Annotated in this window: 12 protein-coding genes; 5 read left to right on the top strand and 7 right to left on the bottom strand. The window is 65.1% G+C overall.

All coding sequences use genetic code 11. The features are described 5' to 3' along the window. Positions 1 to 48: 48 nt before the first annotated feature. Positions 49 to 2,511, bottom strand: coding sequence for a S8 family serine peptidase (locus K359_RS0117290; RefSeq protein ID WP_029080475.1), 2,463 nt, complete (start codon positions 2,509 to 2,511; stop codon positions 49 to 51). A gap of 346 nt (positions 2,512 to 2,857) precedes the next feature. Then, the gene (locus tag K359_RS0117285) at positions 2,858 to 3,532 is read right to left on the bottom strand and encodes a response regulator transcription factor (RefSeq protein ID WP_029080474.1); all 675 of its coding nucleotides are present in this window, start codon (positions 3,530 to 3,532) and stop codon (positions 2,858 to 2,860) included. A gap of 442 nt (positions 3,533 to 3,974) precedes the next feature. On the opposite strand from K359_RS0117285, the gene K359_RS0117280 reads away from it, so the two are divergent. Next, on the top strand, positions 3,975 to 4,736 hold the full coding sequence (locus tag K359_RS0117280) for a trypsin-like serine protease (RefSeq protein WP_029080473.1): 762 nt from the start codon (positions 3,975 to 3,977) through the stop codon (positions 4,734 to 4,736). A gap of 188 nt (positions 4,737 to 4,924) precedes the next feature. On the opposite strand, the gene K359_RS0117275 is transcribed toward K359_RS0117280, so the two are convergent. The 3 genes from K359_RS0117275 to K359_RS0117265 all read right to left on the bottom strand — a co-directional run bounded on the left by K359_RS0117275 (position 4,925) and on the right by K359_RS0117265 (position 10,339). After that, positions 4,925 to 7,147, bottom strand: a complete 2,223-nt coding sequence (locus K359_RS0117275; RefSeq protein ID WP_029080472.1) for an acetate--CoA ligase family protein — start codon at positions 7,145 to 7,147, stop codon at positions 4,925 to 4,927. 168 nt (positions 7,148 to 7,315) lie between these two features. Further along, positions 7,316 to 7,906, bottom strand: coding sequence for a class GN sortase (locus K359_RS0117270; RefSeq protein WP_029080471.1), 591 nt, complete (start codon positions 7,904 to 7,906; stop codon positions 7,316 to 7,318). A gap of 213 nt (positions 7,907 to 8,119) precedes the next feature. Then, on the bottom strand, positions 8,120 to 10,339 hold the full coding sequence (locus tag K359_RS0117265) for a marine proteobacterial sortase target protein (RefSeq protein ID WP_371261163.1): 2,220 nt from the start codon (positions 10,337 to 10,339) through the stop codon (positions 8,120 to 8,122). 253 nt (positions 10,340 to 10,592) lie between these two features. Here K359_RS0117265 and K359_RS0117260 point away from each other — a divergent pair, with 253 nt between their 5' ends. Beyond that, positions 10,593 to 11,357, top strand: a complete 765-nt coding sequence (locus K359_RS0117260) for a helix-turn-helix transcriptional regulator (protein WP_029080469.1) — start codon at positions 10,593 to 10,595, stop codon at positions 11,355 to 11,357. 251 nt (positions 11,358 to 11,608) lie between these two features. Here the strand turns inward: K359_RS0117260 and K359_RS0117255 are convergent, their stop codons facing one another. Both K359_RS0117255 and K359_RS0117250 read right to left on the bottom strand, forming a co-directional pair. Continuing rightward, positions 11,609 to 12,829 carry an ABC transporter substrate-binding protein gene (locus K359_RS0117255; protein WP_035976700.1) on the bottom strand — a complete coding sequence of 407 codons (1,221 nt, stop codon included), beginning with the start codon at positions 12,827 to 12,829 and terminating at the stop codon, positions 11,609 to 11,611. 128 nt (positions 12,830 to 12,957) lie between these two features. Next, a complete protein-coding gene (locus K359_RS0117250; protein WP_029080467.1) occupies positions 12,958 to 14,499 on the bottom strand; it encodes a long-chain fatty acid--CoA ligase in 1,542 nt (513 codons plus the stop codon). 215 nt (positions 14,500 to 14,714) lie between these two features. Between K359_RS0117250 and K359_RS0117245 the strand changes: the two genes are divergently transcribed. The 3 genes from K359_RS0117245 (at position 14,715) to K359_RS0117235 (ending at position 17,793) form a co-directional block, all read left to right on the top strand. Then, positions 14,715 to 15,851: an acyl-CoA dehydrogenase family protein gene (locus K359_RS0117245; protein WP_029080466.1), complete on the top strand. Its 1,137-nt coding sequence runs from the start codon at positions 14,715 to 14,717 to the stop codon at positions 15,849 to 15,851. 116 nt (positions 15,852 to 15,967) lie between these two features. Continuing rightward, entirely contained in the window at positions 15,968 to 17,137 is a 1,170-nt protein-coding gene (locus tag K359_RS0117240; RefSeq protein WP_029080465.1) for an acyl-CoA dehydrogenase family protein, read from the top strand. Beyond that, positions 17,137 to 17,793, top strand: a complete 657-nt coding sequence (locus K359_RS0117235) for a glutathione S-transferase family protein (RefSeq protein WP_029080464.1) — start codon at positions 17,137 to 17,139, stop codon at positions 17,791 to 17,793. Before K359_RS0117240 ends, K359_RS0117235 begins: the two co-directional genes overlap by 1 nt. Positions 17,794 to 17,879: the final 86 nt, after the last annotated feature.

The raw sequence follows: 17,879 nt of genomic DNA, 5'->3' as shown, positions 1-17,879 counted from the left end.
ATTTCGCGCCACGTTCTGATCTCCTCCGAACGCAGAGGAGCAATCGCGTCAATAGACCTGCCACTGCCGCAGCGGCCCGACCGCCACCGGCACCACGTCGCTCACGTCGATCGTGTACTGATAGACTTCGCGCGCCTGGGTCAGGACCTGCGTCGGATTGAAGAAGCGGTAGGTCACGTCGTGGCAAATCGATTCCGGGCGGCAGATCACGCTCTGGTCGACTTCGACGGTGTCGAGCCGCAAGCCCTTCTTGGCGACGTCGCTGAAGATCTTCCGCGTGTTGTAGGCATTCATCGCGGAATAGTTGAGCGCACGATCCTGCGGCGAGAGACCGACATTGCGGAACTCGTTGTAGATGCGCTCGAGGAAGCCCTCAGCGCCGGCCGGCCAGGTGTCGGGGTCGGGCCCGAACAGCGTGTAGAGATCCCACTGATAGAAACCGCGCCAATCGGTCACCAGCGTCGGCACGACCGTTCCGTTGAGCAGCTTGGTCGTGTTGGTGCTGTCGACCCAGCCGGCCATCGAGACCCGCGCAACGCCGCCACGCGGCGGGAATGCCGGCGGCGTCGTCGGTCGCGCGTCGGCGTCGGCGGCGGCGGCCGATCTCGCTGTCACCACGGTGCGGGTCGTTGCGGGATCGTCGTGCGAGACTTCCTGGTGCCACAACGCCAGGATCAGTGCCGCGAAGAAGCCGAGACCGAACACGTCGAGCGGCTTGATCGCGTAGATCGGGATTGAGTCGATCGTCATCGTCCAGGTGATGGCGTCGGCGTCCGGGAAGTTGTTGCCGGAGCCGGCCGGTGTCGCGCTCTCGCCTTCGGCCTGGTTCAACAGATAGCGCGCCATGATCGCCGGATTGTACGGCGCCGAAGTATCGCCGGAGTGGTCGCGCTCCGGTCCGAACTCCGGATCGCCGCGTCCGATCAGGCTGTCGCGCCAGTTGGCGATCGCCTGCACGAAGTAGTCGCGGCGGGCTTCCTTGCCGAAATCGTAGAACAGCCTGCCGATCGGGAAGGCGAGCTGACCGGAGGACTCGGCCGCAGCGCCCTGCGGACGCATGCCCCCGCCGCAGCCGCAGCTCTTCTCGCTGGTTCGAACCGCGGGCGCCTCGTACATCGGCAGCGCTTGGGGCATTGCGACCGGAAGCGCGTTGCTCGGCATCAGTGCCGGCAGCTGCGGCGGCTGCAGCCAGGCTTGCGGCATCATGGCGGCCGACTGCATCGCCATCTGCGGCATCATCATCTGTGGCATTGCCATCTGCGGCATCGGTGCCGGCATCCAGACCATATCGCCGCCCGGATGGGGGGCGTGATAGGGATAAGGCGCGGGCGCTGCGATCTGCGCTGCGACGACACCGTGATCAGCGGGGGCCGCCATGGCCACAGGCGTCGCCGACGCGGCAGGCTGGGCCTCGCTTGGCATGATCCCGGGACTGCTTCGCAGGACCGAGCCGTCCGGCCCGAAAATGCGTGGAGCCGATGGTGCAGACATTGCTGATAGATCTCCCATGGAACCCTCTCTGGTTGCAGTTGGCTGAGCGGCGGATGACGGTTGGACGAAAGAGCGCGCGGACACTCCCCAGAAGCGGGGAGGCGCGGCCGTGGCACCCGACGGCATGACGGCGTCCGCCTGCTCGCCAAGCAGGGCGGCGACAGCCGCGGGAATATCGAGACGTCCGGCGAGACAGCGCGAGGCGCTGCCGTCATTGCGGCAAGGCACCGCGCTTTCGAGCAGCGCAGCACGGACGGCTTGCGGATCGGCCTTGCGTCCATTCTGGCGCAGGCATGAGAGCAGCAGGGCGACGACGCCGGTGACGATCGGCGCGGCGAAGCTCGTTCCGGAACGCAGGCTGATGTTGCGGACCGGCGAGGCGCCGGCGATGTTCTCGCCCGGCGCGAGGATACCGTTCTCGAGATACGCGTCGCCGAAATTGCTGAAGTGCAGCGGGGTGCCGGCGAGATCGCATGCGCCCACCGCCAGCACCGAAGCGAGGCTGCCCGGCACCTGGACGCAGCGGCAGCCGTCATTGCCCGCGGCGGCCACGATCAGCTTGCCGGCGCGTTCGCAGGCGCGGGCCGCGTCGATGAGGATGCGATCGGCCTGTCCCGTCGCGGATTGCTGGCCGCTGCTGATATTGATGACGTCGGCGCCCGCGGCGAGCGCCTGGTTGATCGCGAGCGCCAACGTGCTTTGCGAAGAGGGTTCGATCTGTCCGCCTGCATTCTCGCGATAGATCGAGAACACGGTCGCGCTGCAATTCGGCGCAACGCCGAGCACCGGGCTGCCGGGCGTGCCCATCAGCACGCTCGTGACATGCGTGCCGTGCTCGGACTGGATCATCGGCGAGGACGGCGCGACGAACTGGCCGCCCATCGCGACACGGGCCTGCCTGAGCGAGGGATGATTGAGATCGACGGGGCCGTCGATGATCGCGATCTTCACCGCGGGGGCGCCGCCCGACGCTCGCTGCCACAAGGCAGCCAGACCAGCGATGTCGGCAACTGGATTCATGAAATCAATCCCGACCGACCTGCCGCAAATCCTCGCAGCCGATCCGTCTTCCACGGCAATCTGCAATTACGCAGCGAGCGAAAAGAGCGGGATGTCGTTGCGTTGGCGATGTTGTGGCAGGTGCTTCGCGAAAGGCCTATTCGCCGTGGTGGATCAGAAAGGATCGAGCCGGGGATGGGGGCCGATCGATCCATGAGATCGATCGCTTGGGCCGAATGATCGATCAAAGGATTTAGCCGGGATCGATCTCATGGCGCGACGCACGCGCATGCGCCGTGACGCGCTGCATCATCGCGCTGATGCGCGACGCCGCGGTCGGTCGGACACGGAATTCAGGATGGCGGGATCAGCCGAGTTCGCGGCGCCGATCGGGCGCTGGCGCCGATGATGCGATCCACGGCGCTTCGCGCACGCGCCGCATCGCCTGCGCCCGGCGGGGCAGGCCGAGCTTCTGGAGCACGTGGTGGACGTGATGCTTGACAGTCGCAAGACTGAGATTGAGATCGCGCGCGATCTCTTTGTTGGACAGGCCCTGTCCAATCAGCGTGAGAACCTCGCCCTCGCGACGCGTCAGCCCCTGATCCGCATCGATCGTATCGGTCTGACGCTCCATGCAAAACAGCGCGCGCAGCAGGCCGCCGGAAATCTCGGCGCTGCAGGCGAGCCGCCCCGAGGCGACGTCCGACAGCGCGCGGCAGAGCTCATCGAAGCTGGCGTTCCGGGAAATGTAGCCGCTGAATCCGGCACGGCCGCAGCGAACCACGTCGCGCCGGTCTTCGTTGAGGCCGAGCGCTACCAGGGCGACTTCCGCATGCGCGCTCGCAATCACGCGTACTTCGTCGAGATCGATGCCCTGCGTGACATCGATCAGAATGACATTCACACTGCTTGAATCGAGTGTCTGGCGCAGGCCGGCGAGATCGGGCACCGCCGTCTCGATCGCAAATTCGGCGTGGTTCTGGAAGCTCGAGATGAGCCCCTCGCTGAACAGCCTGATCGGCGTGACGACCGCGATCCTCATCAATATCCTCGAACTTAACGAAATGGCGAATGGAAAGCCGTATGAAAGTCAACGGCACCGGCATCCAGAAAGTCATGAAGGTAAATGCGGTATGCTGCCAGAGGTTGTATTATTTCATTGTCGGGTGGAAACTACGTCCGCGATGCGCGCATGATCAAGAGGCTCAGTTCACATTCGAGCGTCGTCCGGATCGCGCGACGTGATCCGAAGTGTTGCATATCGCGACAAGACGGCGGATGCGGAGCACGTGCATGTGATGACGCGTGCAGGAATCCGGCGGCGACTTCAACGCCGTAGTCATCGACGCCTAGATATTTAGACAATTGACGCGTGCAGGGCCGGATGCTCTGTACAATATTGCGTGTTCTCCGAGCGCGAAGTGCGAGCGACGCAATGCCGCGTTTCGGATGCGCTTAATTCTGATGTAGATCGATAGGATTCCATGACGAGCCTGATGCGAGCGACAGCCTTTCTGACCCTGTTGATGGCAGCGCCCGCGTTCGCCATCGTCGGCGGCGGCGCGCCGTCGACCGACGGCGTGGCGCGCGCCGTGGTCACCATCGTCGGCTCGCGCGGCAATTTCTGCACCGGTGCGCTGATCGCGCCGAAAGTGGTGCTGACCGCGGCGCATTGCGTGCATCCCGGCGCCGACTACAAGATCGTCGAGTACGGATCGGACCGGCAGCCGAAGCTGCAGGACGTCAAGGCAGTCGCGATCCATCCAGCCTTTCGGATGCAGGCGATGACCAATCATGTCGCGACCGCCGATGTCGCGCTGCTGCAGCTCGCGGCGCCTGCCGCAGGCAAGGCGCCGGCCTTGCTCGGCATGCCCAACATTCCGATCCAGGGTGGCGGCCGTTTCACCGTCGCGGGCGTCGGCGTCACGGCGCGCGGCGACGGCAAGAGCGGCGGCAGCATTCGTGTCGCTGGCCTGATCGCGGGCGGCAAGCCCGGCACGCTGCAGATTCGTCTGGTCGATCCGGTCGGGCAGGGCGTGCGCGACGGGCTCGGTGCCTGCACCGGCGATTCCGGCGCGCCGGTGTTCGAGGACAAGCCAGGCGGGCCCGCAATCGTCGGCGTGGTGAGCTGGTCCACTGGCCCAAACGGCACCGCCGGCTGCGGCGGCATCACCGGCGTGACGCCGCTGACGCTCTACCGCGATTGGGTGATGCAGACCGCGCGGCAATGGGGTGCGAGCTTTTAGCGCGGCTCCAGTCCCGTCATCCTGAGGTGCGCGCTCTTGCGCGCCTCGAAGGATGCACGGCCCCACTGTGGCCGATTCATCCTTCGAAGCTCGCCCAGCGGCGCAAGTGCGCCGCAAGGCTCGCACCTCCAGCGACAAAGGCGAAGCCTTTGCGCGGGGATGACGGAGCGTAGAGAGCGCGCCGAACCTTAGTGCCCCGCCGCCTTGTTCGCGGCGGCGTTGTTCAGCACGATCAGGCCGTCGACGGCGACGCCGAGCTTGCTGTTGATCAGGAACGGATTGACGTCGATCGAGGCGATGCGGCCATTGGCATCCGCCATCAGGTTGGAGAGCCCGACCAGCGCCTTCACCGCCGACGGCTCGTGCAGCGCCGGCTTGCCGCGATAGCCCTTGAGCTTGACGCCGGCCTTGGTCTTCGCGATCAGCTCCTTCGCCTCGGCGGCGTCGAGCGGTGCGCCGGCAAGCGCCACGTCCTTCATCAGCTCGATATCGACGCCGCCGGTGCCGAACAGAACCACGGGACCCATCTCGGCGTCGAGCGAGGCGCCGACCACGAGCTCGAGGTCGGCCTTGACCTGCTGCGCGATCAGGATGCCTTCGAGCTTCGGGTTACCCTTCAGCTTCTTCACCCGCGCGGTGATGTCGTTGAACGCCTTCTTCACCTCGGCTGCATTGGCGAGGTTCAGCACCACGCCGCCGATATCGGACTTGTGCAGGATGTCGGGGCTGACCACCTTGGCGACCACCGGAAAGCCGATTGTCTTGGCGATCTTCACCGCCTCGGCTGCGGTCTGCGCGACCTCTTCCTTTGAGATCGGAATGCCATAGGCCTTGAGCAGCTTCTTCGAGGCAACCTCGTCGAGCGCGGCAGCGCCATTGGCCGCCTTCAGCGTCTTCTCCAGCACCGCGCGCGCGGACGGCTTCGAGCTCGACGCGATGTCGGGCACCGCCTTTCGCAGACCGGCATATTCGATCAGCGACTTGATCGCGCCGACCGCGCGGTCGAGGCCCTGCATCACTGCGATATCGGGCAGCGTCTTGCGCAGTCCCTTGGTGAATTCGGTGAAGCCGATCGACATCGCGCTGATATAGATTACCGGCTTGTTGGCGTGGCCCGCCATCTCGTTGACGATGCGCAGATTGCGTTCGCGCAGCTCGTGCGGCGCCTTCGGCAGCTCGGCATCGATGATCACGATGTCGGTGTCGGGATCGTCGATCATGATCTCGATCGACTTCATGTAGACGGAGGGATCGACCACCGCGGCGAAGCCGGCGTCGAGCGGGTTGCCGACGATGCTGCCGGGCCCGAGCATCTTGGCCAGCTGCTCCGATGCGCTCTCACTCAGCGGCGCAAAATTCAGCCCGGCGGAATAGAACGCGTCGATCAGAAGGCCACGCTTGCCGCCTGACAGCGACACGGCCGCAAGGCGGTTGCCCTTCGGCGGATCGGCATGGACGAAGCACTCGGTGGTCTCGATCAGTTCATCCAGCCCGCGCACGCGGATCACGCCCTCGCGGGTCGAGATCGCATCGAAGGTCTCGATCGAGCCGGCGAGCGCGCCGGTATGCGCCATCGCGGCGGCGCGGCCGCCTTCGGAGGCGCCGAGCTTGAGCGCGATCACCGGCTTGCCGGCGGCACGCGCGGCCTTGCAGGCGTCGCGGAACACTTTGGTGTTCCTGACGCCTTCGAGATAGACCACGATGACGCGGATGCTCGGATCGGCGGCGAAATAGCTCATCAGATCCGGCGTCTCGAGGCCGGATTCATTGCCCGTCGTGACCATGTAGCCGACACCGACACCGCGATCCTCCAGCGCCTGGCGGATCGCCATCACGATCGCACCGGATTGTCCGGCGATCGCCACTGCGCCCTGCTCCATGGTGACGATGCGGTCGTCGATATTGGTGAACAGGTTCTCGCCGGCGCTGAGATTGCCGAGGCAGTTCGGGCCGGTGACCGCAAGCCCGGTCTCCTTGATCGCCTGTTTCAGCTCGACCGCGAGCCGCTGGCTTTCCTCGTCCTGCAGCTCGCTGAAGCCGGAGGTGACGATGGTCGCCGAGCGCGCGCCGGCGGCGGCCGCGTCGCGGATCACCTGCACGGCAAAGCGGGCCGGCACCAGCACCAGCACATGATCGGGCTTCTCGGGAAGGCTGGCGAAATCCTTGTAGCAGGTGACGCCCCAAATCGCTTCGCGCTTGGCGTTGATCGGAAACAGGCCGCCGGCATATCCGTATTTGACCAGATTGTTCCAGATCCGCTCGGCGTAGTTGCCGGGCTTGTCGGTGGCGCCGACCAGCACGATGTTGCGCGGGTGCAGCATCGCGTGGATGCTCTTGACGATATCGCTGGCGTCAGCGGGCGGCGCCCATTTGTGGGAGGTATGAGATGCGGCGCTTGCGAGAGCTTCCATTGGGCCCGCCCTATCCTTGTTATCGTTGATTTCCTCTGGCCAACGGTCGGTCGCCGCAGCATGTCGTTCTTCGCTCCTTTTATGGCTGATGGACAAGGGTGGCAACTCACGCTGGCGCAAGTCAGAGCATCGCATGCAATATCCCGGCATACGCAAAATTCGTGCGGATCAGGAACCCCGTTCGAGCGGGGTCGAATCCGGTTCGATCAGGGTCGCGTGCAGTAGATAACGCTCCGGCCCCGATGTCAGCGCATCGAATGGCCAGCAGGTCGACAGCACCAGCTCATGGCGGTCGGTGAGCGGATCGATGCCGGATTGATCGAAGCGGACCACCGCGCTGCGGTCAGCCCGGTAGCGAAATGTCTTGCCGTCACTTCGCGTCACGTCGATCTCGTCACCGATTCTGACATCCTTGAGGAAACGAAAATGGGTGTCGCGATGCGCGGAATAGACCGCGACGCCCGGCTCGCCGGCATCGACGGTCTGTTCGACATGGCCGGGACCGAACGCCAGCGCCTGGCCGCTGCTGCCGGCGAGCGCGATCGCGGAGGCGTGCAGGCGCTTCACCTCGATCCGGGCCACCGGCCAGGTATCGGCCCAGCTCCATGGCTTCACGGGCTGGCCGGTCGCGATGCTGCTTGCGAAGGCACGCTCCAGCAGCAGCTGCGCGAGCAGCGCCTTGGCGTGGATATAGGCGCCCTGGCCGAACAGGATCAGGCCGATGAGGGCGAAGGCGAGGGGGAGAAGGAAGCGGCGCATTGTTGAGCCTTCCGTCATTCCGGGGCGCGAAGCGAACCCGGAATCTCGAGATTCTCAGGTGCGCAATTGCGCACCATAGTTCGATGCTGCGCATCGCCCCGGAATGACACTCGAAGAAAAAATTGGCGCGCGCGGCCCTTGGGGGACGGGTGGGAAGGCCGCGCGCGCTCTCGAAGGAGGAAGTCGAGGGGCACCTCCTCCTTTCATCCGACGTCATTGGGGCGACGTCTGACGCCGGTTGAACACCAGAAGGAGAAGGCTGACCGTGAGCAGGATCACGCCTGCGATCATCTTCAGCTCTGCATCGGTTGCGGTCTTCGGCAACTGGATCGTGCCGGGACCTTGCGTCGCGACCGGTGACCGCTTCAGCACAGCGAGCTGCACCTTGCCGTCGCCCGCTTCGGCGCGGCGGTCGGTCGGCGCGGCCGGCAGTCGCGGACGCTCGCCGAACACCTTTGCGAAATCCCAGCCGGCGGGCAGGTTGAGCGGCAGCTCGGAGAGCTTCACCGGATCGCCTTCGGGGCGGCTCGGCGTCTTGTCGACCGCGACGAGGCTGGTCAGCCGCGTCACGAGCTGATGCTCCAGCGCGAGTGCAAGGATGGTCTTGTCGGCATCCTCCGGGCTCGCCTGGCGCGTGGTGCGCGCGACCTCGGCATCCGCGATCTTGCGGCGCGCCCACAGTTTTGACAGGCCCTTGCCTTCGGCGGCGCCGGCCAGCGGCAGCGTCACGCTCCACGGACGGTCGCCGATGCGGCCCTTGATCTCGACCGAGCCGGCAAGCTTGTCGAGCTTCGCGGCCAGCACCAGCGGCTCGTCGCGATAGACGTCGGGCAGTGCGGACGGCGTCAGGTCGGCGGTCGCGTCGGAGAATTTCGCGGCGAGGTTGGTCACCGCGGGATTCTCCAGCTTGGCGAACAGGTCGCGCATGCGCTCGTCGACCTGCTCGACCGAGCCGATATGGGTGAAGGTGCCGCGGCCGAGTTCGGCGGCGCGCGTCATCAGATAGGTGTTCGGCGCCGAGCCGATGCCGACCATGAACACCCGCGAGCGGCCGCGCAGCGCGCTGATGGTCTCGAACAATTGCTGCTCGTTGCCGATGGCGCCGTCGGTCAGGAACACGACCTGGCGGACATGGTTGGCGTCGTCATGGCTGGTGTCCGACAGCGCCGCGCGCATCGCCGGCACCATCTCGGTGCCGCCGCGGGCCTGCAGCGCGCTGACGAACGACGTCGCGTTGCCGATATTGGCGCTGTTGGCGGCGACCGGCGTCGGGAACAGGACGTCCATGGTGTCGTCGAAGCGGATCACGTTGAAACGATCCGCCGGCTGCAGGCGGCCGAGCGCATACAGCAGGCTTGCCTTGGCCTGGATCATCGAGATGCCGCCCATCGAGCCGGAATTGTCGATCACGAAGATCACTTCGCGCGGCAGGGCCTTTTGTTGCGCCTGCTCGACCGAGGGCGGGGTGACGAAGGCCAGCAGGTAGTCGGAATTGCCGACATGCTCGCGGAACAGTCCGACCGAGGGCGCCTTCTCGGCGGCCGGCTTCCAGGTCAGCTCGAAATCGCGATCGGCCGGCACCGGGCCCTCGGCGAGCTTGACGATGCGCGTCGTGCTGTCGGGGGTCTCGATCCTGACCTGGTGGAAGTGGCTCTTCACCTCGCCGAGCGGGAAGCCGGCATTGAGGCGCACCGTGATGTTGGTCGGATTGACCGGCGCGTTGTCGGCGGGATCGAGCACCTCGCGCGCGATACGGTCGCGGTCCGGCACGGGATCGGTCGAGGTGGCGCCCCAGCCATTGCCATCAGCGCGGAGGTCGACGCTCTGCACCACCGGACGTGGATTGTAGCGCGGGCCGACCACCATCGGCACCCGCAGCGAGAATTCGTTGCCGTTCTGCTGCACCGGCTCCTGATATTCGATCTGCACCAGCACGGTTTCGCCAGGGCCGATATTGGCGACCGAGTTGGTGAAGATGTTCGGCCGCTCCTGCTCGGTGAGCGCGGCCTTTTGGCCATTCTGTTTGGCTTGCTCGTAGATCGCGCGGGCCTGCTGCCGCTCCTTGATGTCGCCGACCACGATGCGGTCGCCGACCACCATCTTCAGCGTGTCGACCGCGCCGCCCGCCGGTAGCGGATAGACATAGGTCGCTTCCACCCAGTCCTTGGTCGGGTTGCGGAAGATCTGGGTGACGCGGGCGCGGACGGTCGGGCCCGACACCGTGAGGTCGACATCGATGCCGAGCCTGGTTGCATCGGCATAGCCGTCGTCGGTCTTGAACAGCAGCGAGCCGGATCGCGCGTCGCCTGGCCGCAGCACCGCCTGTTGCGGCAGCTCGGCCGACCACACCGGATCGAAACTCACAAGCAGCGCCGCAAAGCCGATCACCAGCGCGGCCACACCTTCCACCAGAAAGAACAGCACAATGCGCATCCGGCGCGACAGGCGGATCTGCGGGCTGCTCTCACATGCATCGTAAATCGTCATTTTCGTCACTCCCGAGCGAGGCTTTCGCTGCCTCGCGATCATGGAGAACGGCGGTTTTGGCGCGAGCAGAATGATCGGCAATGATTGGCCGCGGCCCGGCGCGGCCCGCCGCTCGCGGAGGCGGGTTTGTGCGGTTTTGTGATGGATTGTCCGGTCTGCTAGACTGCCCAGACTCATGGGGAATCGGGCAGGAATCACGATGCCGACGCCGGACAAGCAGCTTTCCGCCGAGCAGAGCCAGCAGGTTGCGGAGACCATTCGCGAGGAAATCGCGCGCCGCCGCATCTCGCGGCAGACCTTGGCCGAGCAGGCGAAGCTCAGCCTGTCGACGCTGGAGAAGGTGCTCGGCGGCCGCCGCCCGTTCACGCTGGCGACCACCGTGCGGCTGGAGCAGGCGCTTGGCGTCTCGCTCCGCAAGCTGCCCGAGGCGATCAGTGTGGTCGCGCCTGCCAATGGCGGGATCGCACCGGACAGCCTCGGATCCTATTCGCGCCGCTCGGTGGCGCGGATCGAGGGCACCTACATCACGGTGCGTCCGTCGTTCGGCGAGAAGGGCGCGGTCTATGCTTATCGCACCGAGATCGCCTGGGACGACGCGGCATCATCGCTCGGCTTTCGCGAGGGCGAGCGACAGGACACCGACTACACCCAGTATGGCGAGGTGGCGGTGCCCAATGAATCAGGCTTCGTCTACCTCGTGACCAACCGGCACGGCCAGCATCGCGTGATCACGGTCTCGCGCCCGCGCAATTCCGGCGAGATGTACGGCATCATTACGACGTTGCTCGCCGGCCGCGGTTCGCTGCTGACGCCGGTCGCCGCGCCGATCGCGTTCCTGCCGGTGAAGAACGTGCCCAAGCCGAGCGTCGGCCGGGTGTCGGCCGACGATGCCAACTTTGCCCTCTATCGCGAGCATCTGCGCCGCACGATCGATGAGCCGTTTGCGATCTTTTTGCCGGGATAATGTCGACAGGATTACGGGGCCGGTCCCGTCATCCTGAGGAGCGCGGAACGCGCGTCTCGAAGGATGCACGGCCACCAGCCGGGCCGTCGACCCTTCGAGACGCCGCTTCGCGGCTCCTCAGGGTGACGGTGAGATAGGGGCGCGCATCGCTCTGCCGGATTTCATCCAGCCTATCACTCCGCAAGAACAACGAAGCCGCCCGAAAGGGCGGCTTCGCGATCCTGTGCCGTTAGTTCGTTGAACGGACTGAACTAGCCCCCGGTCTCCGCGCTGATGATGTCGCCGAACAGCTCCCACTGCCCGTTCTTGAACTGCATCATCTTGAGCTGCTCGACCGGGGCGAAGTCGGTCGCGCTGGTGTTGATCCGGATGCCGGGGATAAGCGTGTCGGGCGTGAAGTCCTTCAGGCTCGCGGCCTGCTTCATCACGTTCTCGCGCGTCAGATTGTCGCCGGCCTGCTTCAGCACCTGCGCCATGGTCTGCGCCGCGGCGTAGCCATAGACCAGATTGGCGTCGGACAGATTGGCGCCCGGCAGGTACTTCTCGGCGAAGGCCATGAATTTCTTCATGCCTTCATCGTTCTTCCACTGCGGATCGGACGCGTCCTTGAGGTAGCCGGCCGACAGCACGCCTTCGGAAGCCTCGAGCCCGGCGGGCTTCATGACCGCGCCGATCGAAATCGAGACGTCGGTCATCACGTGCATCGGCTTCCAGTTGAGCTCGGCGATCTTCTTGATCGCCTGCGCGGCGAATTTCGGCGTCGAGATGTTGACGAACACATCGGCGCCGGTGTCCTTCAGCTTGACGATGTGGGAATCGATCGACGGCTCGGTGGTCTCGTAGCTTTCCTCGGCGACGATCTTGACGGACGACTTGTCGAGGACCTCCTTCAGGCCGATCAGGTAGTCCTTGCCGAAATCGTCATTGGCATAGAAGATCACGACCTTGGCGTCCGGCTTGGCTTTCAGGATGTACTTGCCGAAGATCCGCGCCTCGACGCGATAGCTCGGCTGGAAGCCCATCGTCCACGGGAAATCCTTCGGATCGTTCCACTTGCTGGCGCCGGTGGCGAGGAAGAGCTGCGGCACCTTCTTGGCGTTGTGATACTTCTGCACTGCGGTCTGCGTCGGCGTGCCCAGCGCGTTGAACACCAGAAAGACCTCGTCGCTCTCGATCAGCTTGCGGATCTGCTCCACCGTCTTTGGCGGCGAGTAGCCGTCGTCATAGGAGATCCAGTTGATCTTGCGGCCGTTGATGCCGCCCTGATCGTTGATCATCTTGAAATAGGCTTCTTCGGTCTTGCCGATGACGCCGTAGGCGGAGGCGGGACCGCTATAGGCCTCGACATTGCCGATCTTGATCTCGGTGTCGGAGGCGCCGGTGTCATATTTCTTTTGGGCAAAGGCGGCCTGGGTGGAGAGCAGGCAGAGCGCCGTGGCGGCGGCCAGCAGCAACAGTTTTGTTGTTTTCATAAAGACAATTTCCTCGATTGATTTTGATTGGGGACTTAACGCAACGAACCCGCAGCCGGTCCCGACAGACGGCTATGGGGCAATTGTTGTCGCGGCGAGATCATAAGCGCGTCACGCGCGTCTTGAGATCACGCCGCGGTATCGGTTGGCTTCGGCTGGCTGAATTGCTGCCGGAGCGTCGGCTTATGAATTTTGCCTGTCGCGTTTCGCGGCAGGGCATCGATGAATTCGATCAGGCGCGGGCATTTGAACCGCGCCAGATTGGCCTGGCAATGCGCGTGAATCTCCGTCGGCGTCAGCGAGTGGCCGGGTTTCACCGCGATCACGGCCATCCCGACCTCGCCCCATTGCTCGTTGGGGATGCCGATGACGGCGGCCTCGGCCACGGCTGCCAACTGGTGCAGCACGCTCTCGACCTCGGCCGGATAGACGTTCTCGCCGCCGGAGATGTACATGTCCTTCCAGCGGTCGACGATGTAGTAGAAGCCCTCCTCGTCGATCCGCGTGGCGTCGCCGGTATGCAGCCAGCCGTCGGTGAAGGAGGAGGCGTTGGCGTCCGGCCGGTTCCAGTAGCCCGGCGTGATGTTCGGACCCTTGACCCAGAGCTCGCCGAGCTCTCCGACCGCGGCATCGCTGCCGTCGGGCCGCACGATGCGCACTTCCGTATGCAGCACCGGCTTGCCGGATGAGCCGGCCTTGCGCGCGGCATCCTCGCGGTCGAGCACCATCACCGCGGGCGAGGTCTCGGTCATGCCGTAGCCCTGTTGCAGCGCGACGCCGCGCGCCTCCCAGGTCTTGAGCAGCGGCACCGGCATCGGCGCGCCGCCGACACCGCCAATGACGAGGCGGCTGAAATCCGCTGACGCGAAGGCCGGATGCTGCGCCATGAACTGGTAAATCGCGGGCACGCCGAAGAACACGTTGATGCCCTGCGCCGGATCAGAGATCAGCTTCAGCGCCTCGCTGGGGTCGAAGGCGCGCATGATCAGCACGGTGCCGCCCGCATGCAGCACCGGGTTGGTGTAGCAATTCAGCCCGCCGGTGTGGAACAGCGGCAGCACCGTCAGCAGCACCGAGGCCGGCGAGATATAGGCGGGGCCGCCGAGATTGACGCAATTCCAGAACGTCATCCCATGCGTGATGATTGCGCCCTTGGGTTGGCCCGTGGTGCCCGAGGTGTACATGATGGTCGAGATGTCATCGAGCATGACCTCCTCGAACCGCTCGAGCGCCCTCGCCGCAGCAATGCCGGCCTCATAGGCGCCGCCGGGGCCGAGCCGCACCGCGGCAGCGACATTGCAGAGTTTGGCGACCTCAAGCGCCGTCTCGGCGAGATCGTCATCATGGATCATCACCTTCGGCGAGGCGTCGGCTGTGATGTAGCGCAGCTCGGGAACGGTGAGGCGGGTGTTGAGCGGCAGGAAGATCGCGCCGATCCGGAAGCAGGCGAACTGCACCTCCAGCGTATCCGTGGTGTTCAGCGCCAGCACCGCGACGCGATCGCCGCCGCCGACCTTGAGCTCGTCGCGCAGATAGCCCGCGAGCCGCGACACGCGGGCGTCGAGCTCCGCATAGCTGAAGCGGCGATTGCTTGCGAGATCGACAAGCGCCATCTTGTCCGGCGTCCGCCGGCGATGATGCGCGATCCAGTCGTAGTAACGAACCGGCAAATGTCCCTCCTCCGGAACGGCAGTCTTGCGCCGCCTGTTCCTGGCTCGATTGATGCCATGAATTGGCAGTGGAGGGGGCGTATTGGGATACTGTCTTGCGTTTACTGGCTGGCTTGTGCCGGGATGGAAAGCCGGTCCGGCGGGCAGCCACTCGACGCAAGTGAACAGGGAAGAATCCGGACATCGTCGGAGGCGGGAATCAACGGAGCAAGCGGATGGCAAACCCGTTCTACACCAGCGAGCATGAGGCCTTTCGCGAGGTGATGCGGCGCTTTGTTGCCAGGGAAATCGAGCCTTATGCCCATCAATGGGACGAGGAGGGCGAGTTTCCGCGCGAGCTCTACGCCAAGGCGTCCGAGATCGGGCTGCTCGGCCTCGGCTTCCCGGAAGAATATGGCGGGATCGCCGCCGACCAGTTCATGCGGATCGTGGCCTCGCAGGAGCTGGCGCGGGCCGGCGCCGGCGGCGTCTCCTCGAGCCTGATGAGCCACACCATCGGCTCGCCGCCGATCGCCCGCGCCGCCCGGCCCGAGGTGAAGGCGCGGGTGCTGCCGGAGGTACTCGCGGGCAAGAAGATCTCAGCGCTCGCGATCACCGAGCCGAGCGGCGGCTCCGATGTCGCCAACCTCCGCACCAAGGCGCGGCGCGACGGCGACCATTACGTCGTCTCTGGCGAGAAGACCTTCATCACCTCGGGCATGCGCGCCGACTACCTGACGGTCGCGGTGCGCACCGGTGGCGAGGGCCCCGGCGGCGTCAGCCTCCTCTTGATCGAGGGCAACACGCCCGGCCTGTCCCGCACCCGGCTGAAGAAAATGGGCTGGTGGGCGTCGGATACCGCGACACTGCATTTCGACGAATGCCGCGTGCCGGTCGAGAACCTGATCGGCGAGGAAGGCCAGGGCTTCAAGATCATCATGCAGAACTTCAACAGCGAGCGCATGGGCATGGCGGCGAGCTGCACCGCCTATGCGCGGGTCTGCCTCGACGAGGCGATCGCCTATGCCAAGGAGCGCAAGACGTTCGGCAAGCCAATCGCCCAGCACCAGGTGATCAGGCACAAGATCGTCGACATGGCGCAGAAGGTCGCGGCCTCGCAGGCGATGCTGGAAATGCTGGCATGGCGGCTCGGCCAGGGCGAAAGCCCGGTCGCCGAGATCTGCATGATGAAGAACCAGGCCACCCAGACCATGGCGCATTGCGCTTCCGAGGCGGTGCAGGTCTTCGGCGGCGCCGGCTTCATGCGCGGCATCAAGGTCGAGCGCATCTACCGCGAAGTCAAAGTCAACGCCATCGGCGGCGGCACCGAGGAGATCATGAAGGATCTCGCGAGCCGGCAGATGGGGTTGTGAGTGACATGTCGTCGTTCCGGGGCGCGCGCAGCGCGAACCCGGAACCTAGAGATTGAACGGATCGAGATTCCGGGTTCGCCCGCTGCGCGGTCGCCCCGGAATGACAGGAAGCAAAAATGCTCTTCACCGCCGACCATGACGAACCGCGCCGCGCACTGCAAAAGTTCATCGCGGCCGAGATCAATCCCCATGTCGACGAATGGGAGATGGCCGATATCCTTCCGGCGCATGAGCTGTTCAAGAAGCTCGGCAATCTCGGCTTCCTCGGCCTCAACAAGCCGGTCGAATATGGCGGCCAGGGGCTGGATTACTCCTACGCGCTGATGATGGCCGAAGAGTTGGGTGCCATCACCTGCGGCGGCGTGCCGATGGCGATCGGGGTGCAGACCGATATGGCGACGCCGGCGCTGGCGCGGTTCGGCTCCGACGAGGTGCGCCGCGAATTTTTGGCGCCGGCGATTGCGGGCGACCAGGTCGCCTGCATCGGCGTCTCCGAGCCCGGCGCGGGCTCGGACGTCGCCTCGATCAAGACCAGTGCCCGCGCCGACGGCGACGATTACGTCATCAATGGCGGCAAGATGTGGATCACCAACGGCACCCAGGCCGACTGGATCTGCCTGCTCGCCAACACCAGCGACGGCCCGGCCCATCGAAACAAGTCGCTGATCTGCGTGCCGATGAAGACCAGGGGCGTGCAGGTCGCGCGCAAACTCGACAAGCTCGGCATGCGCTCGTCCGATACCGCGCAGATCTTCTTCGACAATGTCCGGGTGCCGAAGCGCAACCGGATCGGCGAGGAGGGGCAGGGCTTCACCTACCAGATGATCCAGTTCCAGGAGGAGCGGTTGTGGGGCGCGGCGGCCTGCCTGAAGGCGCATGAGTATATCATCAACGAGACAATCGAGTACACCCGCAACCGCAAGGCGTTCGGCGGCTCGATCCTCGACAATCAGGTGGTGCACTTCAAGCTCGCGGAGATGCAGACCGAGGTCGAGCTGCTGCGCTCGCTAATCTACCGCGCCGGCGAGGCGCTGGTGGCCGGCGAGGACGTCACCCGGCTCGCGACCATGGCGAAACTGAAGGCCGGCCGGCTCGGCCGCGAGCTCACCGATGCCTGCCTGCAATATTGGGGCGGCATGGGTTTTACCAACGAGACACCGGTGAGCCGCGCCTATCGCGACAGCCGCCTGACCTCGATCGGCGGCGGCGCCGACGAGGTGATGCTGATGGTTCTTTGCAAGATGATGGGCACGCTGCCGGGCCTCAAGCAAAAGGGAAACGCCTGATGATCACGCTGTATCACTGCGACGCCGCGCGCTCGTTCCGTCCGCTGTGGATGCTGGAGGAGCTCGTGCTTCACTATGAGCTGAAGATGCTGCCGTTCCCGCCGCGCGTGTTCGCCAAGGAATATCTCGGCATCAATCCGCTCGGCACCATCCCGTTCATGATCGACGGCGAGACGAAGATGACCGAATCGTCCGGCATCTGCCATTACCTCGGCACCAAATACGGCCCGACGACGCTGATCGTAGGTCCCGACGAGCCGGCCTATGGCGCCTTCCTGAACTGGATGTATTTCTCCGACGCGACGCTGACCTTTCCGCAGACGCTGGTGCTCCGCTACAGCCAGCTCGAACCGGAGGAGCGGCGCAACCCGCAGGTCTCGGGCGATTATGCAAAATGGTTCCTCGGTCGGCTGCGCGCGGTCGAGGCGGCAGCGGCGAATTCGGAATTCCTCTGCGCGGAACGCTTCACCGCCGCCGACATTGCCAACGGCTATGCGCTCCGGCTCGCCGGCAATATCGGCCTCGCCAAGGATTTCGGGCCGAATGTCGCGGCCTATTGGGCGCGGCTGCAGCAGCGTGATGGCTACAAGCGCGCGGTGGCGGCGGAGCAAAAAGCCGGGCAGGAACAGAACGTTGCGCCGCGCGCGCGGCCGTAACTTCTCCGTCGTTCCGGGGCAATGCGTCGGATCGCCCCGGAATGACGACGTTCAGCGTCGGTGACAGGTTGCGAATTTGCGCTATG

This window comes from Bradyrhizobium sp. th-b2 (genome assembly GCF_000426785.1).
Classification (GTDB): Bacteria; Pseudomonadota; Alphaproteobacteria; order Rhizobiales; family Xanthobacteraceae; genus Bradyrhizobium; species Bradyrhizobium septentrionale.
This window is presented reverse-complemented; position numbering and strand designations above follow the sequence as displayed.